This is a genomic window from Halorientalis brevis, from assembly GCF_023077655.1.
In genome coordinates, this window is record NZ_JALLGV010000004.1 from 577,670 (window position 1) to 602,980 (window position 25,311).

Below are 25,311 nucleotides of genomic sequence, written 5' to 3' on the forward strand. Positions count from 1 at the left end.
CCGGCAGCCGTCGCGGGATTTCCGCGAGGTCAGTGCACGAGACGGCAGTTCCCCGGGCACGTCACACCCGCGACCAAGGGCTTTCTCCCTCGAATCCGTAGGGGACGTATGGTATCCGAACGAGACACCCACGAGGCAGGCGAGGAGACGGAAACAGTCGCTCGTCGGGTCACCGTCTCCTACCCCGCCGACCTCTCGGCGTGGGGCAGAGACCAGGTAGCGACGCCTCATTTCAAAGCGTATCTCCGGAAAACCCACGACACCGCCGAATCCGGCGACACCTGGCCGGAGTTCGTCGGCGTCGGCTGCTGTGGCAACAGCCTGGACGTCCCGCTCCAGATCGAACGAGTCGAGGGAGGCTCGCGCGTGACGAACGAAACGAGCATCGAGTACGAGGTTCGAGAAGCCTGCGACGTCCAGGGCGGCTGGCGCGTTCAGAGCGCCGGCGGCCCGACCCAGTAACTAGTTCGCGTCGACCGGCGACTGGTCAGCAGCCCCCGTCGGGGCCACAGGCTGGCGACGCGGGATCGTGATGGTGACGACGCTGCCGCGCGGCCCGTCGTCGGGGTCCGAGGACCCGTCACCGGCATCCGCCTCCCCCGCCCGGTCGGTGAACTCGATTTCGCCGCCGAGCATCGACACGCCCCAGTTGACCAGCCAGAGCCCCAGTCCGCTCCCGTGTTCCAGCGGCGTCTCCGTCCCTTTGATCAGCACCTCGCGTTCCTGGTCCGGGATGCCCGGCCCGTTGTCGGCGACCGTGATCTCGATCTCCTGGGCGGTCGGGAACTCCTCGACGGCCACCTCGATCCAGGGGTCCGGATGGTCGTTGTGGACGGCGGCGTTCTCCAGGACGTTGTGAAGTACCGATTCCAGAATCCCCGTCGAGCGGATCTCGAGCGAGTCGGGGACCGCCGTCTCGACGTCGATCTCGGGGTACTCGTGGCGAATGGTGTCGACCTGGCGTTTGACCAGCGGCGACAGGTCGATCGGTTGCGGGTCGTTGTGGCGTCGCGACATGATGCGCTCGACTTCGCGGGCTTTCGTCCCCGTCTCGGCCAGGTCCCGGGCGACCATCCGAATGCGATCCGCCAGTTCGGCGTTTTCCCCGTGTAGCTGATCGCTCAGCTGCGTGGCACAGACGTCGATGACGTTCATGTCGTTCCGGAAGTTGTGCCGCAACACGCGGTTCAACACCTGGAGTTGCTGGCGGCGGTTCGTCCGGTCGGTGATGTCCCGAACCACTAGGACGCGGCCGACGGTGCGGTCGTGCTGGTCGCGCAGCACCGAGCTTTTGATCTCGTACTCCAGCGGCCCCGGTGCCGACCAGACGACGGTGGTCCCGCTCTCGGGGACCTCGAACGTCGGGTCCCGGAGGATCTCCTGAACCGGCTGACCGATGACGTCGGCCGCCTCGCAGTCGAACTGTTCCTCGGCGATGGGGTTGACGTCGATGACGACGTCGCCGTCGTCGAGCACGACCACCCCGTCACGCATGTTCCGGACGACGGCGGTGCGGCCGATGCGACGCGTCGCCGGGATGCGATCCAGCAGCTCCGACTTGTACAGCGCGTAGCCGAACGTCACGCCGCTGACCGTGAAAGCGAACGGCGTCAGATCCAGACCCGGGACGGGGGCCTGCCCGGCGATCGAGACGAGGTTCGCCACCAGCGGGACGAGCGCCCCGACGAGCAGGGCGAGCGCCTGATCGGCAAACAGGTGGTCAGCCGTGAACACGAGCCTGAGCAACAGGACGACGCCGGCGAGCACCAGCGTGTACGCGTAGAGGAGATGGACCCAGAACGCCATCCCGTAGGACTGTTCGACGAGCAGCAACCCGCCAGCGGTGACGACATCAGTGTCCGTCCAGACCAGGTGATGCCACGGGTTCGTGACGGCGAGCGTGGCAGTGACTGCCGGAAGGACCGACAACGCGCCAACGGTGCCGCGCGTGACCTCGTCGCCGTGGCCCGTGTACTGCAGCGCGAAGACGAACCACGCGACGGGCGTGCCGACCGACAGCACCAACACCCACCGATGGATCTGGAGCCGAAACAGCCGGTCGTGGAGCGAGAGCGCGATGGCGTACCAACCGATCCAGAGCGCGACCACGACGAGAAGGACAGTCAGCGCTGTCGTGCCCGGTTCGGGCCGTCGTCGCCACGTCACGACGGCGAACCCGAGCGCAACTGCCACCGAGACGGCGAGCGCCAGGATGTACGGTGAAACAAACACGCGACTTGCTACTTCCCCCTACGCCCCCGCGGACGTAACAGTCGCTTACGCCCCTATCTCATTAAGAATACAGCCGGTAGCTTCCGGTTATATTTAAGTACACGAACAGGGGGAAGCGCCGACCTGGAGAGACAGCGTCTCAGGGCAGGTATCGCACGCTGACGACGCCGTCTGCGGCCCGCACCTCGACGTGCGCGACGTCGAGCCGCGCCGCCCGAGCGCGCGTCTCCTCGTCCTCGACGATTTCCTCGGCCGCGTCGGCCGTCTGGTCGGCTGGTACGGTGAGCACGTGGACTTCGCCCTCGCCAGCCCGCTCCCGGGTCGTGAGATCGCCGACCTGCTGGTCGGCCGCCAGGTCGCGCGCCTGTTGGGTCGGCGGTTCCTCGCTGTGTTCGACCGGGATCGTCCGTCGACGGCTCTCCTCCGCGATCCGCCAGGTGACCTCCATCGGCGGTTCCGGTTCGAGCGTCGCGTCCAGGACCTCACCGACGGCGAAGTCGTCGCACTCAGCGAGCGTGTGGACCTGCCCGTCGGCCACGTCCTGGACCACGGCGGACTCCTCGTCGACGTGCGTCACGAGAAACGTCCCGTCTTTCATTGCCACCCGGTAGGGACTGGTGCTTTTTCCCGGTTTCGTCACCGATCCGCCCTCACGTCAGGCGCCGGTGCACGAGATACAGGACGAGCCCGGCGAGCGTCGGCGGCACCAGTCCGTAGATCCCCGGCAGGTCGTAGAACAACTGGACGACCGCGTTCGACGTCGGCTCCTGCTGTTCCGGCGGGATCGAGAGAAGCAACGCCAGATACAGCGAGAGAACGAACACGTACCCCGCAAGCCCGAGCGCGGCGTCGTAGCGTGGCGTCGACCCGGTCCGGCGGTGTCGGCGCGCGACCGACAGCACCGGTGCGATCAGCGGGAACACGACGACGAACCCCACGAAGATGACGAACGCGCGGGAAAAGGAGAACACGCCGCCCGCGGTCCCGGTCGTGTTGGCGACGATACCGACGAGCGAGAGCGTAAACAGGAACGCGATGAGGCCCGCGAGCAGGCCACCGATGACGCCGTACGTCTTGAACAGCAGCGACTCGCTGGCCCGGATCGCGTACGGGAACGCGCCCAACACGCCGTTGTAGGCGTCCTCGTCGGCTGTGCGTTCCTCGTTCGGTGTCTCGCCGCTCGCCGCCTCCGTCATTGGCTCCCCGTAGCACCCCAGCCCCGTTAAGGAACGCGATTGCCGTTCGCGGGAGCCGGGGTGCCGATCCAACGAGGAAGTGTTTTCTCCAGGCGGTGACCAGGGTCGGGTATGAGAGTCGACATCGGTAACGCACTGGCGAGCGTCGCTTCCCCCGGCGTCTCCCGGGACGCGCTCGATCAGCTCGACGAAACCGTCGCCCGCGCCCACGAGCGCATCGAACGGGGCCGGGCCGACGACGAGTTCGGCTACGCCTCGCTGAACCTCCCCGAGCGAACCGACGCCGCGGCCATCGAGGACGCCGTCGAACCGCTCACGGACGCCGAGGCCATCCTCACCGTCGGCATCGGCGGCAGCGCCCTGGGCGCAGCGACTGTCTCGCAGGCGCTCGGCGGCCTCTCTGCCGACGGCGAGAACGCAGACGCAGCCCCGCTGTACGTGCTGGACAACGTCGATCCCGCACGGGTTCGCGAGATCCTGGCCGAAGTGCCGCTCGACCGGACAGCCGTCAACGTCGTCTCGCGCTCCGGGACGACCGCCGAGACGCTGTCGAACTTTCTGGTCGTCCGCGAGGCGATGGAAGCGGCGGGCGTCGACTGGACCGAGCGGACCGTCGTCACGACCGGCGAGGAGGGCCCGCTGCGCGAACTGGCCGACCGCCACGACATGCCCGCGCTGGACGTTCCCGAGGGCGTCCCCGGTCGCTTCTCGGCGCTCTCGGCCGTCGGGCTCGTCCCCGCTGCCATCCAGGGCCACGATATCGAGGGACTCATCGAGGGCGGTCGCGCCGGCGCCGACTCGCTCGCGGGATCGCTGTTCGAGTCGCCCGCCTACGCGTACGGGGCCGTGAGCTACGCGCTGGATCAGCGCGGCGCGTCGATCACCGCGATGATGCCCTACGAGGAGCGCCTGGAGTACTTCGCCGAGTGGTTCGCCCAACTGTGGGCCGAGAGCCTGGGGAAAGACGGGCTCGGTCAGACGCCCGCGCGGGCGCTCGGTGCGACGGACCAGCACTCCCAGCTCCAGCTCTACCGCGCGGGCCCCCGAGACAAGATGGTCACGCTGGTGCGCGCTCGCGAGCGCGCCGACCGGGAGATCCCCGAGACGGACATCGACGGACTCGCCTATCTGGGCGGGTCGTCGCTGGGCGAACTCCTGGACGCCGAGTTCGAGGCGACGGAGGCGAGCCTCGCGGCCGCCGGCCGGCCGAACGTCCGGATCGAACTCGACCGACTCGACGCCGAGAGCGTGGGCGAACTCCTCTACGGCATGGAGGCAGCCTGCATCCTCGCCGGCGAGCTGTACGACATCGAGACGTTCAACCAGCCGGCAGTCGAGTGGGGCAAGCGCGCCGCCCGCGGCCTGCTCGGTGGCGGCGACTTCGAGGAGGCCGACGCCGTCGCCGAGAAGACGGAACTGCTCGTCAAATAGTACCTTTTTTAACGGGGGGATCGCGCTCGCCAGAGGCGAGCGCTCAACCCCCGTCAAAAAATCTACGCTAAAAAAGGCCGCGAGTCGCGCCTACGGCGCGCTCGCGGAGAACCGCGTTCACTTCGTTCACGCGGATGCTGGTGCTCAGTACAGACAATAGTCTTATCAGCGTTTGCGTCAACAATAAATCATGAAGCGAGAGGAGCGGGCTATTTTTGTCGGTGTAATCGGACTTCTCGGAACTGTGATATTCAGTGGGCTGACTGTCTATCCACTTCAGTATAGTCTGTGGGAAGGTGCATTGTTGGCAGGTGGCTTTGTTCTCTTTACGTTGATTGTGTTGGACACGAGATTTTGAGCAGGGAGCGGCTATCCATCGAATACCCGATACGCACACAGTGAACAAGCATCCGCCGAGCGAGCGCAGCGAGCGAGGGGGTTCACTCCGCGCGAATGTAATGAGCGCGGAGCAGTTTTTAGTCCAGGTTTTTGCTTCGGGGGGTGCCCGCAGCGAAGCGAGGACACCCCCGCAGTAAAAAAGTGGGGTCGGAAACGTAGTCACTAAACCGCCAGAGGTCCAGGCACGTAGCAATGGCAACAGCACACGCAGCCGAGGACGGCGCGCCCGCGACCGGCGCCGCGCCGACGCTCGGCCTGGTCCTCGCGGGCCTCGCGCTGGTCGCCTCCTTCCTGCCCTGGACCGGCCAGCCGTCACTCGTTTCCGTCCCCGGAATCGACGGGAGCGCCCTCGCTGCCACCCTCGCGCTCGGGGCAACAGTCACGTTCTCCCTCCGCCGACACGGCACGCTCAACCGACCGCTCGGCAGCACCATGGCCGGCCTGCTCTCGTTCGGGGTCGCCGTCGTCGCACTCGCACGGCTCGTCACGCCTGCGCTGGGCGAGGGAACGACACCCACGCTCGGCCTCGGCCTGCCCATCGCCGGAGTTGCAGGGTTGTTCGCTGCGGTCGTCGCGGTCGCGGACTTCCGTGCGATCACGGACGACCTGCTGTGGACGCAGGTTCGCGCCGTCGCGATTGCGATCGTCATCGGCTTCGCCGGCTTCCTGGTGAGCACGGTCGTCGCCTACTCCTTTGCGATCGTGCCGATGGCGCTCGTCTCCTCGTTCGGGACGAGTCAGATGTACCCGATCGTCACCGCCGGGTCCGGGATCGGTCTGGGGCTGTTCACGCTGGGGTACCTGCGCTATCGCGACCTCGGCCTCGACTACATCGACGTCAAACGGCCCGACCTGCGCGACGTCGGTTACAGTCTCGGCGGTCTGCTCGTCATCTTCCTCGGGGCCGGGCTGGTCTCGTACACGTTCACGCAACTCGGTCTCCCGACCGCGGACAGCAGCATCCAGCGGCTCGCAGAGCAGGTTCCCGAGCCGGCGTTTCTCCTGCCGCTGGTGCCGCTGTCCTGGCTCGCCATCGGTCCCGGCGAGGAACTCGTCTACCGCAACGTCCTCCAGAAGTACCTCTACGAGTCGTTCTCGCGGCGGACGGCCGTCTTCGTCGCCAGCGTCACCTTCGCCGCGATCCACTTCCAGCAGTACGCCGATCCCAATCCCATCGCGATGCTCTCGACGCTGTTTATCGTGTTCGTGCTCTCGCTCGTCCTGGGCTACAGCTACTACAAGTCCGAGAACATCCTCGTCCCCATCTTCATCCACGGGACCTTCAACGCCATCCAGTTCTACGCACTCTACGTCGAGTTGACTGGCACCATGCCCGGTCTCTAGGGCCGCGACCTTCTTTCAGGGACGGACACGAAATTGTACCGTCGAAGGCAACAACCCAGCGCGTCTGCCGCGCGATGAGACGCCTGTCTGACGGGTATTTATCCGCTGAAATCTCCAAGTCAGTAGCATGCCGACCCGTTACTCGGTCGTCTGCGACGACGACCTCGCACGGGAAGTCAAGACGCTGGCCCAGGAGTACGACCTGACCGAAGAGGAAGTGCTCCGCCAGCTGATCGACGTCGGACTGGATCACCTGTAGGTCGCCAGGTGGGACTGGCGGCTGCCCGAACTGACAGCGTACTGTAGAAGCAAACGGCGGAAGCGTTGGGAACGACTACGCGGGATTCTTCCGGGTCAGTTCGCTCCCGCAGATCGGACACCGGTCGTGGTTCTCGTCGAACTCGCGGCCACAGCCGGAACACTGGAACAGCCAGTCGCGCTGTTCGTCGATGCCGTCCTGGGCGATGACCTCGACGGAGACGTCGAGTTTCTCCGCGACGTTCTGCATCGCGTAGTCGTCGGTCACCAGGTGCCCGTCGAGTTCGAAAGCGGCGGCGACGAGCCGGACGTCGGTCCGAGAGAGTTCGTCGAGGTCGCCGGTCTCACGCGCGGCGCGCTCGATGCGCTCGACGGTCTCGCCCTCCGGGATGTGGAGGTGCATGCCCGACCCTTCGAGGGCGTCGAAGCGGTAGGCACTCTCGTCTTCGAGTTCCTCGCGGACCATCGGAATCGACGCGATGCGCTCTTGGGTGTGATACTCGTTTATGAATGCCGAAGAATCGAGAACGTACATCGAAGGACAAACGTCAGTTCTGGACGATCATGTGATCTTTGACCGCCTGTACGCGAGTGACGGGAATCAGAAACCGACCGGCGTCGTCCGTGTCGAACCCGGTGTCCCGGGCCATCTCGTCCGGTTCGACGACGAGATTGTGCAGTCGACCCGAGTTCGCGTCCATCGTGATGTTGTACAGCATGCCGAGTTCGGCCCCGTCCGAACCCATAACGGCCTTTCCCGAGAGGTTCTCGGCGAGTATCTCTGCCATACCGAGAGGTGTGTATTCCACTCACATAAACGCCACGGGCCGTGTGACGCGGGTCAGACGCTGGAACCCGCGAGCCGGGCGTCCTGCGGGTCCGATCAGTCGCGCGGGCGGCCGTGCGTCATCCGCTGACAGGCGTCCCCAAAAGGAGGAAGCTTAAATCCCGCGCACGGTTGGTATGGGGTAAGGATTCTCCACGGTGATATGCCATGTCTGACTCTGACCCGGACACTGAGACCGGTACGGCGGGGGACGAATCGAACGCGCTCAGGACACCGATCGTTGCAGTCCTCGGCCACGTAGACCACGGGAAAACCACGCTGCTGGACAAGATCCGCGGCTCGACCGTCACCGAGGGCGAAGCGGGCGCGATCACCCAGCACATCGGTGCGACCGCCGTCCCGCTCGAAACCATCTCCGAGATGGCCGGGAGTCTCGTCAACCCCGACGACTTCGACTTGCCGGGCCTGCTGTACATCGACACGCCCGGTCACCACTCCTTTTCGACGCTGCGCTCGCGCGGCGGCGCGCTCGCAGACATCGCAGTGCTCGTCATCGACGTCAACGACGGGTTCCAGCCCCAGACGCTGGAGGCCGTCGACATCCTGAAACGGACCCAGACGCCCTTCATCGTCGCCGCGAACAAAGTGGACACGGTCCCCGGCTGGAACCCCAACGAGGGCGAACCCATCCAGCAGTCCATCGAACAGCAATCGGACCGCGTCGAGGGCGACCTGAACGACCGCCTGTACAAGATCATCGGGCAGCTCAGCGACGAGGGCTTCTCCGCGGACATGTACTGGCGCGTCCAGAACTTCCAGAAGAACATCGGCGTCGTCCCCGTCTCGGCGATGACCGCCGAGGGCGTCCCCGACCTGCTGACCGTCCTGATGGGCCTCTCCCAGCGCTACATGAAAGAGGAGATGGCCATCGACGTCCAGGGTCCGGGCGCAGGCACGGTTTTGGAGGTCAAGGACACCCAGGGCTTCGGGACGACCGTCGACGCCGTCCTCTACGACGGCACGATCCGGGCGGACGACGAGATCATCGTCGGCGGCCTGAACGCACCGATCACGACGGAGGTACGCGCACTGCTCCAGCCCCGGCCGCTGGCCGAGATCCGCACCGAGAAGCAGTTCGAGAAAGTCGACGAGGTGTCGGCGGCGGCGGGTGTGAAGATCGCCGCGCCCGATCTCGACGACGCCATGGCCGGCGCGCCGATCCGCGTCGTCCGTAACCGGAACAAGGACGAAGTCGTCGCAGAGGTCGAGAAGGAACTCGCCGAGATCGAGGTCCGCACGGAAGAACAGGGCGTCATCGTCAAGGCGGACACGCTCGGGAGCCTGGAGGCCATCGCGAGCACGCTCGACGAGTCAGAGATCCCCATCGTCCGCGCGGAGGTCGGCGACGTCGCCCCGCGTGACATCCGGGTCGCCGAGACCGCCGCCGAGGACAAACACAAGGCGATCCTCGCGTTCTCAGTCGACATCCTCGACGACGCCGAGAAACTCGCCAAACAGGAGGGCGTTCGCATCTTCGAACACGACGTCATCTACCGGCTCATCGAGGAGTACGAGGAGCACGTCGAGGCGATCGAGCAGTCCCAGCAAGAGCAGGTCCTGGAGAACATCACCCGCCCCGCGCGCTTCCAGATCCTCAAAGACCACACCTTCCGCCAGTCCGACCCCGCAGTGGTCGGCGTCGAGGTCCGGTCGGGAACGGTCAAGCGCAACACGAACGCCGCGAAGTTCGAGGACGGCGAGTTCAAGCGCGTCGGCAACCTCAAATCCATCCAGGACGAGGGCGAGGACGTCGACGAACTCCGCGCCGGCGAGCGCGCGGCGGTCTCCATCGACGGCCCGACCGTCGGCCGCCAGATCGAAGAGGGCGACGAACTCTGGGTCCACCTCCCCGAGAAGCACGCGAAGATCCTCGAACAGGAACTCACCGAGGACATCCCGGCGGACGAGCGCGAAGCGCTCTCGATGTACCTGGAGAAACAGCGCAACCGCGACCCCTTCTGGGGGAAGTGAGCGGACCCCCGGCACGGGAATACCTCCGTTTTCTGCCAAGTAATAATATTTAATTAGCTCGCTGTGGACGGTGTGAGTGGAGGCAACCATCTCAGACACACGTCTCGATCGAGTGTCCGAGCCGGATCTGGTCCTCTCCGTGATTCCGGGACCACTGATAGTGGCGGTTGTCATCTGGTTTTTCGTCGGCGTGCCGCTCACGCTGGCGCTGGCAGTCGGGAGTCTGCCCGCGAGCGCTGCAATGGGCTACGCGCTGTTTTATTCGCCGCCGGTCGACGGCGAGACGAGCAGCAAGTGCGAGCGGTAGCGGCGCGGTTTGCTGACTACCCGTGCTAGCTGAGCAGCAGGAGGTCGCCAGCATCCGGCGAGCTTGCTCGCCGGTTCACCGGACGCGAGGCGAAGCCGAGCGTCCGGCTTTTTTAGCGTAGATTTTTTGACGGGGGTTGAGCGCTCGCCAGAGGCGAGCGCGATTCCCCCGTTAAAAAAGGTACTATTGGGCAGTCTGGGAGTTCGTATCGCCCATCGCCTGTTTGACCTGCAGGGCGGCACTCGCGGCGAGCCCCTGCGCGATGTCGGTGCGTTCGTCCTCAGCGATGCGGATGTCGGTCGTGTCCTCCGGGGTGTAGCCGGCGCTGACCATGGAGCCGACCGGGGGCTGGACGGCGACGGTCGCCCGGGGACCCTCGGGGCTCGCGGACAGTTCGAGACCGACGGCGAACTCGTCCGGGAGCAACTCGCGGGTTCGGGCGGCGACGCTGGCCAGATCGCGGCGGAGGTGCTGGCGCTGCTCGGCAGAAAGCGTCGGCACGTCGACGTCGTCGGTACCCGCGAACGGGGCGTTTCCGTACATTTCCGCTGTTCTATGTATGTCGAACGTATAAATCCGCCGGCTAGCGCAGGATTGGACGACTCTCCCCGTAGGCCGCGATGACCACGACCGTCGAGTACGCCTCGGGGTCGGAGTCGGCCTCGACGACGACTACGTCCTCGTCGGTGAACGACCAGTCTCGCAGATCCTTCCCCGCGTCCAGTCCGTCCCGGATGCGGTCGCGGACGGTCGCCTCGTCGTCGCCCGAGGACTCGTAGAAGATACCGCGCCCGGACTCGCTGCGTGCCCAGCCGATGCCAGCGGCGCCTGCGTCGCCCGGCCCCCGCGTGGCTCGGCCCTGGACGACCGTCAGCGAGTCGCCGACGTCGCCGAGGTCCGGGGCAGTCTCGACGACTTCGAGCTGCGCCGCCGCGGGGATGACCGAGGAGACGGTGATCAGGTTGAAGTTGTGGACGTTCGCCGCCGCGAGCGCCGCGTCGTAGGACGCCGTCGGCGTTGGCCCAGTTGCTCGTCCCCAGACGAGCCGAATGACGCTCATACCCGATATAGACCGCGGCCAGCGGTAAGGGGTTACGATTCCCCCCCAGCCACACCGTGCACCCGATCTGTCACTCACAGCTATCGGCACGGCAGTCCGCCGCGTCGGGACAAGCCGCAACAGAAGCGGACCGAGCGGGCACGCAGTCTTCGAGAAGGGCGATAAAACACCTATACAGTTACTGTGCGATTCCGCAGTGTGAATACGGTCATCGGCCGGCGACGGTGACGCGAGTCGAGTCGGACCGCCGCCCCGTGGCCGCGTTCACGGACAAACGATGAGACGAGACACAGACCGGACTGTCGACGAACTCCTCCGAGCACTGGCACACCCGCACAGGCGTCGGCTCCTGCGACGCCTGCACGAGCAACAGACGACGGACGGCCGGGACACGGTCTCGTTGACGACGGTCGAAACCGCTCTCGATGCCACCAGAGAACGGGCACAGGTTGCCCTCCATCATAGGCACCTGCCCGCGCTCCAGGCAGTCGGCCTCGTCGAGCACGCCAGCGACGAACAGACCGACGGGGGGACCGACAGTCGACAGGACGCGAACGACGATGACGTCGCGCCGGGACCTCGCTTCGAACGCGGAATCACGGTTCTCGAAGCGCTGGACGAGTAAGCACGCCGACGAGCCAGCCTCGCAGCGCTCCCAGCAAAGACGCACCCGAACAGGCCGTGGCCACTGTTCTTTAATGGTGCAGATCGACAGCAACAACGAGTCACAGAGCACGAAAGCAGCGGTCGCGGACGCCGTTCGTGACGCCGTCCCGTTTCTGGTCATCACCGCCCTCTGGATCGTCATCATGCTGGCCGTCTACGGGCTCTTCCTCGTGACGAAACCGCCGAACGTCGACTACGACGCCTGGGTACACGCCTCGGTGTTCGCCGTTCCTGGCATCGGGTTCCTCGGGCACGTCCTCCAGCAGGCACTCACGGGCAGCCACGCTGGCGAACGAGCCGACTGAAAGCGGTAGGCGAAAACGAGCACGCGGGGAACCGTTGTGCGGTTACGCCAGGAACACGTGCCGCGGGCGGTCGGCGAGGACGTCCTGTCCCCAGGAAACCGTCTCCGAGAAGGCGTCCGAGCGGAAGAAGTCCATCGCGTCCTCCTTGGCGCGCCACTGGCTGGAGATGAACATGTCGTTCTCGTCTTCGTGGTTGACCATCAGGGCCGTGTCGTGGTGGCCCTCCATGTCAGCGAGCAGTTCGCCGACTTCGCCGAACTTCTCGACGAAGTCCTCGCGGTGCTCGGGCTTGACCGTGTAGAACATCCCCATCGTCCCGAAGCCGGACTCTTCGCCCGCGCGGGCGACGATGCCGGGCAGGTCCGAGAGGAAATCGGAGGCCGTGTCGGCGGCGCTCTGGGTGTCCCAGATGCTGACGACGGCCGTCCGGTCGTCGTCGCCCGACTCGGAGTCGTACAGCGCCGTCTTCACGTGGGTGTCGTAGCGGTCGAAGCCGTCCCGGAGGTCGTCGACTTCCGCGAACAGCTCCTCGCGGTCGGCCTCGGAGTACAGCACCAGCGCGTACACGTCCTCGCCGTGTGGCTGGCCGGCGTAGATGTCCAGGTCTTCGAGTTCGCCGCGGATCTCGTCGCCCGCGTCGGTCTCGGCGTCGTCGGTCTCGCCGTCGCCCTCGCCGAGCGGACCGCGGTACCCCTCGACGATCCCCGAGAGGTCGTTGAGGAAGCCGCTTGCCGTGTCGGCGGCGCTCTCGGTCTTCCAGACGCTGGCGATGGCCGCCCGGCCCTCGTTGGCCCGGACCGTCGTCAGCACGTGCGTGTCGTAGTGCTCGAAGTTGCTCCGCAGGCCGTCGACCTCGTCGGCGAGGTCCTGCGCGTCGGCCTGGGAGTAAAAGACCAGGCCGTGGTCGCCCTCGTCGTAATCCTCACCGGGGTAGAGTCCGAGGTTGCCGAGTTTCTGCTGAATCTCGTCGTCGGCTTCGATCTCGTCGTCCTCGTCGCTGCCGCCCGTCGGGGGACCGCCGGCGTGAGAGTCGCTGTCGGACGTTCCGTGGCTGCCAGTCTCACCGCGAGGGTGACCGCCGGAGTCGCCGGCGTGAGCGGGTGCACTCGTCTCGGCGTGCTGGCCGGCGGTGTCGCTGTCCCCGGTCGGCACGTCGTCGCCCGCGAGGACGGCCGGCAGGTCTGCCGGCGGGAACTTCCGACCGAAGAAGAACGGACCGAACTCCGCGAAGTGGCTGGACGAGGGGTCGAACCGCATCTCGTTCAGGAGGTCCTTGATGTTCGTGGGGTCGTCGGCCCACAGCGTGATGCCCCACTCCCAGTCGTCTAAGCCGACGCTGCTGGCGATCATCTGGCTGACCTTCCCGGCGTAGCCCTTGCCGATGTTGCCGTGGCGTTCCATGATGTCGGCCCGCTCGTCGAACGGCATGTCGTACCAGTTCTGCTCGGGCTGGCGGCGCTTGCTCATCGGGTAGAAACAGACGTGCTCCGAGTCCGGGACCTCGGGATGGAGCCGTTTCTGGATGTACTGCGCGAGACTGGAGTCGTCGTCGACCTCGCCTTCGAAGTAACCGCGGGCCGACTCCGTGTAGCCCGACGCCTCCGTCACCGAGAGGTAGGAGTTGGGCTGCTCGGTGAACTCGGCGAAGGCGGTCTGCTCGAACCGGCGCTCGGCGGTGTCCAGTTCCGCGACCGTCTCGCGGAGGTGCATGATCAGGACGTCGGCCTTGTGTCCCACGACGGTGTAGACGGCGGTCGCACCGCCGCCGAACTCGTCGGGGTCGGTCACGTCGTCCAGGTTCGCGTGGGACTGGAGGTAGTCGATCCCCTCCTCGAGCGCGCGCTCGCGGCGGTGTTCGGGCGCGTTGCGCCAGGCGTCCCAGTCGATCGTCCGGAAGTCGTGCAGGGCGTACCAACCCTCTTCGGTCGGTGGCGGATCGCGCTGTTCCATACGGGGCCGTTCGGAACGGTCCGTAAGGAGGTTTCCGTTCTCAGTCTTCGAGAACCGAGCCGTCGTCCTCGGCTCGCGCTCGGGTGAGACGGCGCCGAATCTCGCGCGGCCGCGGATTGATCTGCGAGTCGTTGATGTGTTCCCAGTCGTCGAACGGGCCGTCGTGAGTCAATCTGATCGGTGAGTCCGGGTAGTTGTAGTTCATCACGCTCGGGTAGGTGGCCGCCGACACCGCGTACGAGTCCACGCCCGCGTAGTCGTCGGCGTCGATCCCGAGCGAGTGGCCGAGTTCGTGGACGAACGTCCCCGCGAAGTCGCCGCCCTGGTACTCGATCGCCATCTGGCGGTAGCCGGGTCCCGACGATTGAAACCCGGTCCGCGTCCTGTTCTCGCCGCCCGCCTGTCCGACGAACACGGCGTAATGGTAGCCGACCGACGAGTTGTCGAAGTGGGCCTTCCGAATCCGAGAGAGTTCTTTCGGGGTCGTCGCGGTGGGAGAGCCGATCTCGTCGTCGATGACGAAGTGGACATCGATCCCGGTGGAGCCGTCCGGGTTCCGGACGGGAGCCGCCTCGAAAACCGCCGCGACTCGGTCGAGCGTCTCCCGGGACGGGCGCTTCCCGGTCACGTAATCGATCTCGACGAACACGTCCCGCTGCAGCGGGTCAGCGCCAGCGATCGGCGGGCCGCCGACCAGTTCGACGCTGTCCGAGAACTCGTCGTCGTCGGTGTCCGCCGTCGTCGGGTCGGTCTCCAGCGCCGAGAGCTCGTACCAGTCGTCGAGGCCGTCGCCGTCGGAGTCCGCTTTGAAGGCGTTCGTCCCCAGCGCCCGCTCGCGCTCGTTGCTGAGGCCGTCCCGATCGAAGTCGCGGTCCGGAAACCCCGGAACGTGCGTGATCGGGACGAGACCCTGCGTCCAGGCGAGGACGGCGAGGACGAGGAGAGCGATCACGACCCGGCCGTTCATACAGCGCCACGGTCGACCGAATCACACGTTGTACGTCGGACGTTACCACGGTCAGTTCCGGGTAAGACACGACTAGACCACGATGAAGAGGCCAGCGCGACCGACCGTTAGGTGCTGGCCAGCAGACCGGGGCCGAAGATCATCAGGAACAGGCCCGCGAGCATCACCAGACTGATCGAGATGGTGACGGCCGTGGTCAGCCGGCGACCGCCCTCGATGGGGAGCCGCGAGATGACGGCCTCGGTGCTCGTCCGCAGGATGTGCCCGCCGTCGAGCGGGAAGGCCGGAACGAGGTTGAACATCCCGAGCTGGAGGTTGATCCACGCCGTCCAGAACGTGACGTTCGCCAGCGTGAACACGCCCCCGCCGAGCGCGGCGAGCGGCCCCTCGACGGTGTAGAAGCCGACGACTTCCGGGACGAAGCCCGCGAAGTTGTACGAGAAGTTCGGGTCGAGGACGCTGATGAAGGGCAGCAGGAGGACGGCGAACACCTGGCGGACGAACGAGCCGTCGGTCAGGCCACCGAGGGGACCGCTCCCGCCGCCGAGCAACCCGAGGAAGCCCTCGGCAGGGTAGATGTCGATGCCGAAGTCGTTGACGGCCAGGCCGCTCGTCCCGCCCTGGAGGAAGACGCCGAGGTACGCGCCCTCGCCGTCCGGGTCCTGAACCAGTGAGACGTTGTAGGTCGCCGGCTGCGCCCGCTCGCCCTGCAGGACGTACGCCTCGACGGTCACCTCGTCACCGGCGTCGTGCTGTGCCAGCGCCGTCTGGAGCGTCGCCGTATCGGTGACGCGCGTCTCACCGAACTGCGTGATGACGATCGGCGTCCCGTTGGTCGGTGCGCCGGCTTCGTCAAGCGGGTCGCCCGCGCTCGCTCGGGTCACGTACGCACCCACTGGGAACGTCGCGTTGCCGGCGGTGGTCGACACCGTGACGAGCGAGCGGTTCTGGATCGCGTCGGCGAAGCCCTGTTCAGTGTAGACCGCCGTCCCGTTGACGGCGGTGATCGTCGGCGGCGTCGCCCCGCTAATGTTGACGCCGGTTTCGCCGGGCCGCCCGTCGAGCACCCCAGGGACGGCCCGCGTTATCATCAGCGTCCGATTGACCGTCACCGCGGGGGCGTCTTGCCGCTCGACCGTGACCGTCCGGTCGGTGGTGTTGACGAGCACCGAGTCGAGTTCCGAGGCGTTGGCGACGGGCTGGCCGTCGACGCTCGTGATGACGTCACCGCCCTCGATGCCGGACGCTCCAGCGGCCGACCCCGGGAACGTCTTGCCGACGGGGACGCCGCTCACGACCGAGATCGAGCCGATGATCGGTCCGAACAGCAAGAGGAAGGCGACGAGCGTGATCGCGAAGTTGTTCGTGACGCCGGCGGCGAACATCCGCGTCTGTGCGCCGCGGTTCGCCCGGTTCCGGCTCTCCTCGCTGGGTTCGACGAACGCCCCGATGGGGATGAACGCGAACAGCGCCAGCCCCATCGAGTCGATGTCGATGTCCTCGACGCGGCAGAGCAGTCCGTGGCCGCCTTCGTGGACGATGAGACCGGCGACGAGCCCGAACACGATCTCGGGCGCGGCGGACATCGGGAGGAAGTCATTGACGCCGGGAATCACGAGGACGTTCTGGGGGTTGCGGACCGGCGTCGCCTCGGGTTGGCTGAACGACCGGATGCCGGCGAGCAACACCGTCACGAACATGCCGATCATCACCACGAGTGCGATACCGACGCCGAAGTTCCCCCAGGCGCGCCAGAACCGACGCGGGGACGCCAGCCAGTTCAGGAACGCGCGACCACGCTTCGTGTGGATCGTGGTAATCGGCCCCTGAACCCGGATGTACTCGGGAATCTTGCCCTGGGCCCGCAGCGCCATCGCGACGAGCGTATAGAGGAGAACGCCTGCGAGCACCCAGGTCAGCGTGCTTACCATCGTCCGACGAGACGGGCCTGTGAGTCAAGAGAGTTTGGTTCACGACACCGGCGGGCGACCGCCGGGTGACCGCGGCCCGAGGGCGTCCCCGAACAGTGCTACGCGTCCCGACGGAGGCGGTCGAGCACGAACTGCTCGTCCAGCGCGGCCAGGAACGGCCCGAGCCGCGGTCCCTGGTCGGTGTCGAGGAACAGCTGGTAGCCGGCCGCGAAGAAATCGCCCACCTCCACGTCGTTGCGCTTTGCCGCCTCGTAGATCTCGCCCTGGATCTCCTCGCCGTCGTGCCCGGCTTGGACGAAGTCGGCCAGTTCGGCCAGCGCAGCCGCCACGTCGTCGTCGAAGTCGGTCTCGGGGAGGTCCTCGGCCAGCCGGTAGTTGTACTCGTTGTCGGTCCGCTTTGCCCACTGTCGGGCGCGCTCGACGCGCGCGAGCGCGGCCTCGATCTCCGCCTCGGTGGCGTCCTCGGGGATGTGGCCCTCGCGCCGCGCCATCTGCTCGCGGAGTTCGGGGTCGTCGGTCATCCCCAGCACGGCGGCGAACGTGTACGGGATGCGGATGGGCTGGTCGTCGGCCGCCTCGCCGTCGCCGGACTGCGTCCGGCTTCCCGAGGCACTTCGTGCCTCGCTACCGACGGCCATCGGATAGGCTCGCTCGGCGAGTTCCGCTTCCTCCTCGTCGCGGGGCTCCTCGGTGCCGTAGTACACCCGCTCGAACTGGTCGAACTCGTCGACCAGCTGGTCGAGCGTCGTCACGTCGAAGTCACGCTGCTTGCGGGGGTTCTTGGTGAAGAAGTACCGGAACACCTCGGGTTCGAGCAACTCCAGCACCTCCGAAACGGTGACGATGTTGCCCGACGACGAGGAGAGCGCCTCGCCGTTGAGCGTGAACCACTCGTACACCATCGGCACCGGCGGCTCGACGTCGAGGACGTTCCGGGCGATGTCCTCCCCGCTCGGCCAGGAGCCTTCTGCGTGGTCTTTCCCGAACGGCTCGAAGTCCACCCCCAGGATGTCCCACTGGGCGGGCCACTCGAAACGCCACGGGAGCTTGCCGTCCCGGAGCGTCGCCGTGCCCTCGTGGCCACAGCCCTCGATGGTCCGGTCGCCGGCTTCCATCTCGGTGCACTCGTACGCGACGGTACCCTCGTCGAGATCGACGTCGACGATCTGGCCCGTCAGCAGCCCGCACTCGCTGCACTGGGGCGTGAACGGGACGTAGGAGTCGTCCACGCTGGCCTGGTACTCGGCGAGCGTCTCGCGGGCTTGGTCGGTGTGTTCGAGCAGGAAGCGCGTGATCTCCTCGAACTCCCCGTCGGCGTACAGTTCGGTGTTCGAGACGAACTCGACGGGCACGTCCACCAGGTCCGCGCTCTGTTCGAGGAGGTTGGTGAAGTGCGCGCCGTAGGAGTCACAGCAGCCGAACGGGTCGGGGATGTCCGTGTAGGGTTTCCCGAGGTTCTGGCCGACGGCGGCCGAGTCGACGGCGTCGTCACCGAAGTCGACGACGTTCCAGTCGAGGTCGGCCAGCGTTCGGGGGATCTTCCGGAGCGGGTCCTTGTCGTCGGTCGTGAACACCTGGCGGACCTCGTGGCCGCGGTCTCGGAGGGCTTCGGCGACGAAGTAGCTCCGCAGAATCTCGTTGAAGTGGCCGATGTGCGGGACACCCGAGGGGGAGACGCCGCCCTTGATGACGATGGGCTCGTCGGGCTCGCTCGCCAGAATGGCGTCCGCGACGGCGTCGGCCCAGAACGCGCGGCCGGCCGTGCGTCCGACCGCGTAGGGGTCGTACAGGTCGATGTCCTCGACTGCGCTCTCGGCGTCCTCGCTCATCGGTCACCACCGGGCCGGATCTCGGTCCCGTCGTGCTCGTCGTCGTCGATCGCGCTGGCGACCCGTTCGGGTTCGGTGCCGTCGAGGACGATGGCGCGCAGGTTCGCCCGCTGGATGACTTTCGCGGCCAGCAGGTCCACCGGGGCGTTGCTGCCCGCCTCCATCTCGATGTCGGCGATGATGTCGACCAGTTCGTCGGGCGTCATCTCCGCGAACCGGGTGGCGTCCTCGTGTTCGTTGGGATCGGCGCTGAACACGCCGGGGACGCTCGTCGCGTACACCAGCAGGTCGGCGTTGACGTACTCCGCGAGCACGGCGCTCACGGCGTCGGTGGTCTGTGCTGGCGTGACCCCGCCCATCACCGGCACGTCCCCGCGGTGCATCGCGGTGCCCGCGTCCTCGTAGTTCTCGGGCGGCGTCGGAGCGGCCTGCTCGCCCATCGCGGCGATGAGCAGTTGGGCGTTCAGCCGGGTGACGCCGATGCCGAGTTGGTCGAGTTGCATCTCGTTTGCGCCCAGGTCCCGGGCGGTCGTGATGTAGTCCCGAGCGACCGTGCCCCCGCCGACGACGACGCCGACGCGGTGGCCGTTCGCGACCAGCCCTTCGATGACGTCCGCGTAGGCGCGTACTCGGTCCGGTTCGAGGTCGGGCGCGAGCACGCTCCCGCCGATAGAAACGACGACTTTCATTACGTCCGGGTTGCTCCGAGCCGTTCTTAAGCGTTCGTACTCCGCGTCGGCCGGGCGATCGCGGGACCGAAAGCTAATGCGCCCAGACGGCCTGCGATTCAGGTATGCACGTACTCGGCGTGGTGGGGCCGTCCGACTCCGGGAAGACGACGCTCGTCGAACGGCTCGTCGAGCGACTGACCGACCGCGGACGGGTCGCCACGGTCAAACACCTCACGCACGCACCCGACGTCGACACCGAGGGGAAAGACACGGACCGCCACCGGACAGCCGGAGCCGCAGCGACCTACGGCCTCACCGACGACGAGGGCTGGTTCGCCACCGGCACCGAGCGAACGCTGGACGAGACGCTGGCCGACCTCGCGCCCGCGTACGATTACGCAGTCGTCGAGGGGTTCAGCCACGCTGCGATCCCACAGGTCGTCCTGGGGGACCGCGAGCACGCCGGCCCCGAACTCGCGGCCGGTCCGGACGCCGACGCCGTCGACGTCGACGACGTACTCTCGTCGCTCGCGTCGACCGAACCGTACGTGACCCTCGACACGCTGGTCGAGGAGGTCAAAGCGTCACCAGCGGCCGAACGCGCCGGCGCGATCGCGACGTTCACCGGCCGCGTCCGCGCGAAAGACGCCCCCGAGGACGCTCCGACGGAGTACCTGGAGTTCGAGAAGTACGAAGGCGTCGCCGAGGAGAAGATGGAGACCATCAGCGCCGAGCTCGAAACCCGAGACGGCGTCGTAGACGTTCGCCTCCACCACCGAACGGGCGTCATCGAGTACGGCGAGGACATCGTGTTCGTCGTCGTGCTCGCCGGCCACCGCGAAGAAGCGTTCCGGACCGTCGAAGACGGCATCGACCGGCTCAAAGACGAGGTCCCGATCTTCAAAAAGGAAGTGACCGTCGACGAGGAGTTCTGGGTCCACGACAGGGAGTGACCGACCGCGCGCCAGGCGAGATGCGGCAACATCACCCGCCAAATGGCGCTGCGAGTGGCCGTGTCAGTCCCACTCGGCCACCCTGGAGTAAGAACATCATAACGGCCTTAGATTCGTTTGTAAAACGTCTCGCGCCCTCTCGAAACGTTATGAAAGAGTTGTTTTACACCGATTTAGGCGGAAAAAGGCCCGAACCGACGCTAAAACCGCCGAAGTGACTCGAAGCTTCCTGGCTTTATATGCAGATGTAGTTGATACGAACGGATGAGGTGTCACAAATGAGCGCTACAACGCAGCCCTCCACCGAAACGCAGAGCAAGGAAGAACGACTCCGGTCGTACCTGAAGCAGAAAGCCCAGGACGGCGAGATGTACTTCAAGAGCAAATTCATCGCAGACGAGGTCGGCCTCTCGCCCAAGGAGATCGGTGCGCTCATGGTCAAACTCAGCGAATCCGCGACGGATCTGGAAGTCGAGAAGTGGTCGTACACGAGCGCGACCACGTGGCGAATCGAGCCCGCCAACTAGACACCACGACGCAGCCTCCCCGGCCGTTCCCCCGACGACAGCCGTCCCGAACCGCCGTCTCGGGGCCCTCCCCGACCCCCGAGATCGACCGTTCGAGACACTGACGAGTTCTTTCGTGTGATATTCGGACCGGAGATTTATACGGTCGCGTGTACAAGGGGAAATCGATGGATGGGAGCGGTGTCCCGGGGGACGCGCCCGCGGTCGACGAACTCTCTTCGGCGTTTCGCGTCTACGAGGTGCGGACCGACGGCGACAAACTCCTGTATATCGGTCGCCCAGCAGTCTCCTCGGACGTTCTGGAGCGTGAAGTGTGGCCACTGTTCCACGAGTACGACTACGACGTGTCGCTCCAGCAGCAGCCGTCCAGAGGCCCCCAGTTGATGGCCGGGAACTACGCGCTCGTCGCGAAACCCCGATCGCTCGGCCTGAACGGGATTCCCTGGACGAACGTCGTACTTGCGGTTTTGACAGTTCTCTCGACGCTGTTCGTCGGCACCGTCTGGTACGGAATCGACGTCGGGAACGACCCGCTCAGCCTCCTGGAGGCCTGGCCGTTTACCGCTGCTGTGCTCGGCGTCCTCGGGACGCACGAACTCGGCCACTACGTGATGAGTCGCTACCACCGGGTCGACGCTAGCCTGCCGTATTTCATCCCCTTCCCCTCGATCTTCGGGACGATGGGGGCCGTCATCAAGATGCGCGGCCGAATACCCGACCGGAAGGCGCTGTTCGACATCGGCGTCGCCGGTCCGCTGGCCGGACTGGGCGCGACAGTCGTCGTGACCATCATCGGCCTCCACCTGGACCCGGTGCGGGTGCCGTTCGAGTTGTCGTTCAACCACCCGCTCATGCTGCAGGTGCTGTCGGCGATCACCGGCCAGCCGCTCACCTACAGCGCCCCGAACAAGATCTTCAATCCGGTCGTCTTCGGCGGCTGGCTCGGGATGTTCATCACGTTCCTGAACCTGCTGCCCGTCGGCCAACTCGACGGCGGCCACATCGTCCGAGCGATGTTCGGCAAGCGGACGGAGACGGTGTCTGCGGCCGTCCCAGCCGGCCTCTTCGGCCTCGGCGCCTACCTGTTCGTCGCCCGGAGTGGCCAGGCAGTGTACATCTGGTTCATCTGGGGCGTCCTGGCGCTCGGTCTCGCCTACGCCGGGCCGACCGACCCCATCGACGACTCCCCGCTCGACCGGAAACGGTTCGCGGTCGGACTCCTCACCTTCCTGCTCGGACTGGCGTGTTTCACGCCGATCCCGATCGAGGTCGCCGCGGCCTGAGCGTCGCTCTCGTTACTCCGCGTCGTCCTCGCCGGCGTGCGTGTATCCTCTGTCCCGCAGGGCGTCGCCAGCGAGCGTGAGCCCCTCGTCGGGCTCGGTCACCGTCCCGATTTTCGTGATCTGTACGTCACAGCAGTCCCTGACGCCCGGCAACTGGCCGGGTGGGATCGTGAAGACGAGTTCGAAGTCCTCGCCGAAGAAGACGCCCAGTTCGCGGCGCGTCGCCTCGTCGGGTGCGACGTCGTCGACCGCCTCGTCGATGGGCAGCGGCCGCTCGATAGCGAAGCCGCAGTCGCTGGCGTCGGCGAGTTGGTGGAGCGAGCGGGCGAGGCCGTCGCTCGAATCGATCATCGCCGTCGCGTGGGAGGCCACAGCCAACCCGGGGACGACCCGGGGCGTAAACCGGAAGAGGTCGTTCGCGCGGTCGTACTCGCCCTGCTCGAACAGCCGGATCGCGGCCCCGCTCCGTCCGAGCGTGCCGGTGACGCAGACCGCGTCGCCCGGGCTGGCGCCGGACCGACGCACCGGCGAGTCGGTTCGTCCCAGGACCGTCGTCGAGACGGTAAACTCCTGGTGGCGGTCGAGATCGCCGCCGACGTACTCGGCCTCGACGTACGCACAGACGTCGCGTGCACCCCGGACGAACTCCCGGAGTTCGGATTCGTCGAACGACGGGGCCGCGTAGACGGCGACGGCCGCCGTCGCTTCCGCCCCCATCGCGGCGACGTCCGACAGCGATGCGCCGACGGCGCGCCAGCCGGCCGTGTAGCGTGTGGTGCCGACCGGGAAGTCCGTCCGGTCGTGAAGCATGTCCGTCGTGAGCACCTGCTCGCCGACGACGGCCGCGTCGTCGCCGGCGGCTGGCAGGTCATCGGCTAACAGCGCGAGTGCCGCCCGCTCGTCCATACCCGCCCTTCGGGGGCGCCCTCTAAAATCCCGGGGGAGGTGGCAGTCGGTGCCTTCAAACGGAAACCGGTCGTTGGCCCGGGCATGAACGGGGACAGACGGGCCACGGTCGCGGGGTTTGCCGGCGCCGTGCTCGTCCTGGTGGTGTTGTTCTGGTTCGTCGGCGTCGACCAGATCCTCGCGGCGCTCGCGAGCGCCGATCCGGTGATCGTGGCCGCGCTCGTCCCCGTCGCACTCCTGTGGCTCTCCTCGTGGGGACTGGCACTGTACACGGTGCTCCAGGCGATCGACGAGCCCGTCTCGGCACCGAAGGCGGTCATGCTGTACACGGCCGCCGTGTTCGCGAACAACGTCACGCCGTTCGGGCAAGCCGGCGGGGAGCCGCTCACCGCACTGCTCATCTCGAAGGCCACGGACAGCGAGTACGAGAACGGGCTGGCCGCGATCGCCAGCGTCGACGCGCTCCACTTCGTCCCGTCCGTCGGACTCGCGACGATCGGCCTCGCGTTCTTCGCCGTGGAGACCGTCACGCTCGGGCGGAACCTCCGGATCGCCTCCGTTGCCGTGGGCGCGCTCGCGCTCGCCATCCCGGTCGCCGCGTACGTGGGCTGGCGCTACCGCTACGAACTGGAAGCCGCGGTCGTCCGCCTGCTGACGCCGGTCATCCGCGCCCTCGGACGACTCGTCCCCCGACGAAGTCCACCGGATCCCGGCGTCATCGAACACCGCATCGAGGGATTTTTCACGGCGATCGATCGCGTCGCCAACAGCCCACGGCGGCTCGTCCTCGCGCTGGCGTTCTCGCTTGGCGGCTGGCTCGCGCTCACGTCCTCGCTGTGGCTGTCGGTCACCGCCCTCGGGTACGACGTGCCCTTCGCAGCGGTGCTGGTCGTCATTCCCGTGGGCGCGCTCGCGAGCGCCACGCCGTTCCCGGGCGGCCTCGGCGGCATCGAAACGGCGTTGACCGTCCTGCTGGTCTCGACGACCGGCATCCCGGCCGCCGCAGCGGGGGCCGCGATCGTCATCCACCGCGCCGCCACCTACTGGTTCCCGACGCTCGTCGGGGGCGGGTCGGCTGCAGCCCTCGGTGCCCGTCGCGGGGAAGAGCCAGTTGTCGAAGACGAGTGAACGACCCACACGGGCACCGGCGAGTGCCGAACGATGCGCTTTTATGACGCCAACAGGAACGACACTGCAATGACGACGCTATTCGACGTTCCCGCCGAGGACCTCAACGAGGCGCTCGCAGAGCGACTCGCCGACGAGGACGCCGTGGCGGAACCCGACTGGGCTCGCTTCACGAAGACAGGTACCGGCCGCGAACTCCCGCCGGAACAGGACGACTTCTGGCAGCGCCGCGCCGCCAGCCTCCTGCGCAAGGTCGCCATCGACGGTCCCGTGGGCATCGGCAGCCTCCGCACCGAGTACGGCAACTCCTCGAAGGGGTCGACTCGCTACCAGGTCCGACCGAAGCGCTCCACGAAGGGCAGCGGGAAGATCATCCGTACGATCCTCCAGCAGCTCGAAGAGGCCGGCTACGTCCAGACCGCACAGGGCGAGGGCCGCAAGGTCACCGGCGACGGTCGCAGCCTCCTCGACGACACCGCCGGCGAGGTCCTCCAGGACCTCGACCGTCCGGAACTCGAACGCTACGCGTAAGTTCGCTCCCTTTCGCGTTCGTTCTCCCCCTGAGCTGCTGGACTCGTTTCTCTCACTGTCTCGACACGCTCGCATAGCGCTATAGCTGCTGGCGTCCATTGGACGCTATGCACACGCTGGAGACGACCATCGACATCGACGCACCGCCAGCGGTCGTGTGGCGGGTGCTGTCCGAGTTCGAACGCTACCCCGAGTGGAACGAGTACGTGCGAATCGAGGGCACGCCGGTGGCCGGTGCGCGGCTTACCGTCACACCCGGGCCACGAGCGGGCCGGCAGCCGTCCGCGACGTCACGAGTGCTCCGAGCCGAGCCGGAGTACGAACTCCGGTGGCGCAGCCACCTGCTCGTCCGCGGGCTGTGCGACGGCGAGCACTGTTTCACGATCGAGAACCTCGGGAACGGACGCTCTCGGCTGACGCAGGCCGAGCGGTTCGTCGGGCTGCTCGCCGGGCCGTTCGTGCGCCGGTACGGCAGGCAGACGGCGGCGACCTTCGAGGGCGTCAACCGGGCGATCAAGCGGCGGGCCGAGACGACCGCCCGAACGAGGCCGACGACGACACCTCGTGCTCCCTGAGAGAGGAGTCTCCGTAACGGTTTTCCAGCAGACGCAACAAGTAT

The 25,311-nt window shown here is 66.7% G+C and carries 27 protein-coding genes; 14 read left to right on the plus strand and 13 right to left on the minus strand.

Annotated features, from left to right (window positions below; genetic code table 11):
- Nucleotides 1–108: 108 nt before the first annotated feature.
- Entirely contained in the window at nucleotides 109–462 is a 354-nt protein-coding gene (locus MU553_RS11125; RefSeq protein WP_247376859.1) for a DUF7968 family protein, read from the plus strand.
- Here MU553_RS11125 and MU553_RS11130 read toward each other — a convergent pair whose 3' ends face one another.
- From MU553_RS11130 to MU553_RS11140, 3 genes are all read right to left on the minus strand, one after another.
- Nucleotides 463–2,232 carry a histidine kinase N-terminal 7TM domain-containing protein gene (locus tag MU553_RS11130; protein WP_247376857.1) on the minus strand — a complete coding sequence of 590 codons (1,770 nt, stop codon included), beginning with the start codon at nucleotides 2,230–2,232 and terminating at the stop codon, nucleotides 463–465. It abuts the gene before it with no gap.
- Nucleotides 2,233–2,371: 139 nt separating this feature from the next.
- The gene (locus MU553_RS11135; protein ID WP_247377559.1) at nucleotides 2,372–2,836 is read right to left on the minus strand and encodes a DUF5812 family protein; all 465 of its coding nucleotides are present in this window, start codon (nucleotides 2,834–2,836) and stop codon (nucleotides 2,372–2,374) included.
- Nucleotides 2,837–2,882: 46 nt separating this feature from the next.
- Nucleotides 2,883–3,428, minus strand: coding sequence for a DUF8056 family protein (locus MU553_RS11140; protein WP_247376854.1), 546 nt, complete (start codon nucleotides 3,426–3,428; stop codon nucleotides 2,883–2,885).
- Between the two features lie 111 nt (nucleotides 3,429–3,539).
- Between MU553_RS11140 and MU553_RS11145 the strand changes: the two genes are divergently transcribed.
- The 3 genes from MU553_RS11145 (at nucleotide 3,540) to MU553_RS11155 (ending at nucleotide 6,861) form a co-directional block, all read left to right on the plus strand.
- A complete protein-coding gene (locus MU553_RS11145) occupies nucleotides 3,540–4,859 on the plus strand; it encodes a glucose-6-phosphate isomerase (RefSeq protein ID WP_247376852.1) in 1,320 nt (439 codons plus the stop codon).
- A gap of 591 nt (nucleotides 4,860–5,450) precedes the next feature.
- A complete protein-coding gene (locus MU553_RS11150; RefSeq protein ID WP_247376850.1) occupies nucleotides 5,451–6,602 on the plus strand; it encodes a CPBP family intramembrane glutamic endopeptidase in 1,152 nt (383 codons plus the stop codon).
- A 127-nt stretch (nucleotides 6,603–6,729) separates the two neighbouring features.
- Nucleotides 6,730–6,861: a CopG family transcriptional regulator gene (locus MU553_RS11155; protein ID WP_247376848.1), complete on the plus strand. Its 132-nt coding sequence runs from the start codon at nucleotides 6,730–6,732 to the stop codon at nucleotides 6,859–6,861.
- A gap of 75 nt (nucleotides 6,862–6,936) precedes the next feature.
- On the opposite strand, the gene MU553_RS11160 is transcribed toward MU553_RS11155, so the two are convergent.
- Nucleotides 6,937–7,395: an NOB1 family endonuclease gene (locus MU553_RS11160; protein WP_247376846.1), complete on the minus strand. Its 459-nt coding sequence runs from the start codon at nucleotides 7,393–7,395 to the stop codon at nucleotides 6,937–6,939.
- A gap of 13 nt (nucleotides 7,396–7,408) precedes the next feature.
- A complete protein-coding gene (locus tag MU553_RS11165) occupies nucleotides 7,409–7,648 on the minus strand; it encodes a PRC-barrel domain-containing protein (protein ID WP_247376845.1) in 240 nt (79 codons plus the stop codon).
- Nucleotides 7,649–7,854: 206 nt separating this feature from the next.
- Here MU553_RS11165 and infB point away from each other — a divergent pair, with 206 nt between their 5' ends.
- The gene (infB, locus tag MU553_RS11170) at nucleotides 7,855–9,678 is read left to right on the plus strand and encodes a translation initiation factor IF-2 (protein ID WP_247376844.1); all 1,824 of its coding nucleotides are present in this window, start codon (nucleotides 7,855–7,857) and stop codon (nucleotides 9,676–9,678) included.
- A gap of 76 nt (nucleotides 9,679–9,754) precedes the next feature.
- The gene (locus MU553_RS11175) at nucleotides 9,755–9,985 is read left to right on the plus strand and encodes a DUF8015 family protein (RefSeq protein WP_247376842.1); all 231 of its coding nucleotides are present in this window, start codon (nucleotides 9,755–9,757) and stop codon (nucleotides 9,983–9,985) included.
- 183 nt (nucleotides 9,986–10,168) lie between these two features.
- Here MU553_RS11175 and MU553_RS11180 read toward each other — a convergent pair whose 3' ends face one another.
- Together MU553_RS11180 and MU553_RS11185 are read right to left on the minus strand one after the other, a co-directional pair.
- Nucleotides 10,169–10,528 carry a DUF5811 family protein gene (locus MU553_RS11180; RefSeq protein WP_247376840.1) on the minus strand — a complete coding sequence of 120 codons (360 nt, stop codon included), beginning with the start codon at nucleotides 10,526–10,528 and terminating at the stop codon, nucleotides 10,169–10,171.
- A gap of 40 nt (nucleotides 10,529–10,568) precedes the next feature.
- A complete protein-coding gene (locus tag MU553_RS11185; RefSeq protein ID WP_247376838.1) occupies nucleotides 10,569–11,045 on the minus strand; it encodes a pyruvoyl-dependent arginine decarboxylase in 477 nt (158 codons plus the stop codon).
- Nucleotides 11,046–11,322: 277 nt separating this feature from the next.
- Between MU553_RS11185 and MU553_RS11190 the strand changes: the two genes are divergently transcribed.
- The gene (locus tag MU553_RS11190; protein ID WP_247376836.1) at nucleotides 11,323–11,670 is read left to right on the plus strand and encodes a DUF7344 domain-containing protein; all 348 of its coding nucleotides are present in this window, start codon (nucleotides 11,323–11,325) and stop codon (nucleotides 11,668–11,670) included.
- Between the two features lie 73 nt (nucleotides 11,671–11,743).
- Entirely contained in the window at nucleotides 11,744–12,016 is a 273-nt protein-coding gene (locus MU553_RS11195; RefSeq protein ID WP_247376834.1) for a hypothetical protein, read from the plus strand.
- A 42-nt stretch (nucleotides 12,017–12,058) separates the two neighbouring features.
- Here the strand turns inward: MU553_RS11195 and MU553_RS11200 are convergent, their stop codons facing one another.
- The 5 genes from MU553_RS11200 to pyrH all read right to left on the minus strand — a co-directional run bounded on the left by MU553_RS11200 (nucleotide 12,059) and on the right by pyrH (nucleotide 19,382).
- Nucleotides 12,059–13,966, minus strand: coding sequence for a heme-binding protein (locus tag MU553_RS11200; RefSeq protein ID WP_247376832.1), 1,908 nt, complete (start codon nucleotides 13,964–13,966; stop codon nucleotides 12,059–12,061).
- 40 nt (nucleotides 13,967–14,006) lie between these two features.
- Nucleotides 14,007–14,933 carry a zinc metalloprotease gene (locus tag MU553_RS11205; RefSeq protein WP_247376830.1) on the minus strand — a complete coding sequence of 309 codons (927 nt, stop codon included), beginning with the start codon at nucleotides 14,931–14,933 and terminating at the stop codon, nucleotides 14,007–14,009.
- Nucleotides 14,934–15,040: 107 nt separating this feature from the next.
- Nucleotides 15,041–16,864 (minus strand): site-2 protease family protein, encoded by a 1,824-nt coding sequence (locus MU553_RS11210; protein WP_247376828.1) that lies wholly within the window; start codon nucleotides 16,862–16,864, stop codon nucleotides 15,041–15,043.
- A gap of 98 nt (nucleotides 16,865–16,962) precedes the next feature.
- Nucleotides 16,963–18,693 (minus strand): lysine--tRNA ligase, encoded by a 1,731-nt coding sequence (gene lysS, locus MU553_RS11215; protein WP_247376826.1) that lies wholly within the window; start codon nucleotides 18,691–18,693, stop codon nucleotides 16,963–16,965.
- On the minus strand, nucleotides 18,690–19,382 hold the full coding sequence (gene pyrH, locus MU553_RS11220; RefSeq protein ID WP_247376824.1) for a UMP kinase: 693 nt from the start codon (nucleotides 19,380–19,382) through the stop codon (nucleotides 18,690–18,692). The genes lysS and pyrH overlap by 4 nt, the downstream gene beginning before the upstream one ends.
- Before the next feature lie 104 nt (nucleotides 19,383–19,486).
- Here pyrH and MU553_RS11225 point away from each other — a divergent pair, with 104 nt between their 5' ends.
- The 3 genes from MU553_RS11225 (at nucleotide 19,487) to MU553_RS11235 (ending at nucleotide 22,127) form a co-directional block, all read left to right on the plus strand.
- Nucleotides 19,487–20,317, plus strand: coding sequence for a molybdopterin synthase (locus tag MU553_RS11225; protein ID WP_247376822.1), 831 nt, complete (start codon nucleotides 19,487–19,489; stop codon nucleotides 20,315–20,317).
- 278 nt (nucleotides 20,318–20,595) lie between these two features.
- Entirely contained in the window at nucleotides 20,596–20,844 is a 249-nt protein-coding gene (locus MU553_RS11230; protein ID WP_247376820.1) for a DUF7123 family protein, read from the plus strand.
- Nucleotides 20,845–21,011: 167 nt separating this feature from the next.
- Nucleotides 21,012–22,127 carry a site-2 protease family protein gene (locus tag MU553_RS11235; protein WP_247376818.1) on the plus strand — a complete coding sequence of 372 codons (1,116 nt, stop codon included), beginning with the start codon at nucleotides 21,012–21,014 and terminating at the stop codon, nucleotides 22,125–22,127.
- Between the two features lie 12 nt (nucleotides 22,128–22,139).
- Here the strand turns inward: MU553_RS11235 and thiL are convergent, their stop codons facing one another.
- Entirely contained in the window at nucleotides 22,140–23,033 is an 894-nt protein-coding gene (thiL, locus tag MU553_RS11240) for a thiamine-phosphate kinase (RefSeq protein WP_247376815.1), read from the minus strand.
- A gap of 84 nt (nucleotides 23,034–23,117) precedes the next feature.
- Between thiL and MU553_RS11245 the strand changes: the two genes are divergently transcribed.
- The 3 genes from MU553_RS11245 (at nucleotide 23,118) to MU553_RS11255 (ending at nucleotide 25,267) form a co-directional block, all read left to right on the plus strand.
- A complete protein-coding gene (locus MU553_RS11245; protein ID WP_247376813.1) occupies nucleotides 23,118–24,161 on the plus strand; it encodes a lysylphosphatidylglycerol synthase transmembrane domain-containing protein in 1,044 nt (347 codons plus the stop codon).
- Between the two features lie 69 nt (nucleotides 24,162–24,230).
- The gene (locus tag MU553_RS11250) at nucleotides 24,231–24,692 is read left to right on the plus strand and encodes a 30S ribosomal protein S19e (protein WP_247376811.1); all 462 of its coding nucleotides are present in this window, start codon (nucleotides 24,231–24,233) and stop codon (nucleotides 24,690–24,692) included.
- A gap of 107 nt (nucleotides 24,693–24,799) precedes the next feature.
- On the plus strand, nucleotides 24,800–25,267 hold the full coding sequence (locus tag MU553_RS11255) for an SRPBCC domain-containing protein (RefSeq protein ID WP_247376809.1): 468 nt from the start codon (nucleotides 24,800–24,802) through the stop codon (nucleotides 25,265–25,267).
- Nucleotides 25,268–25,311: the final 44 nt, after the last annotated feature.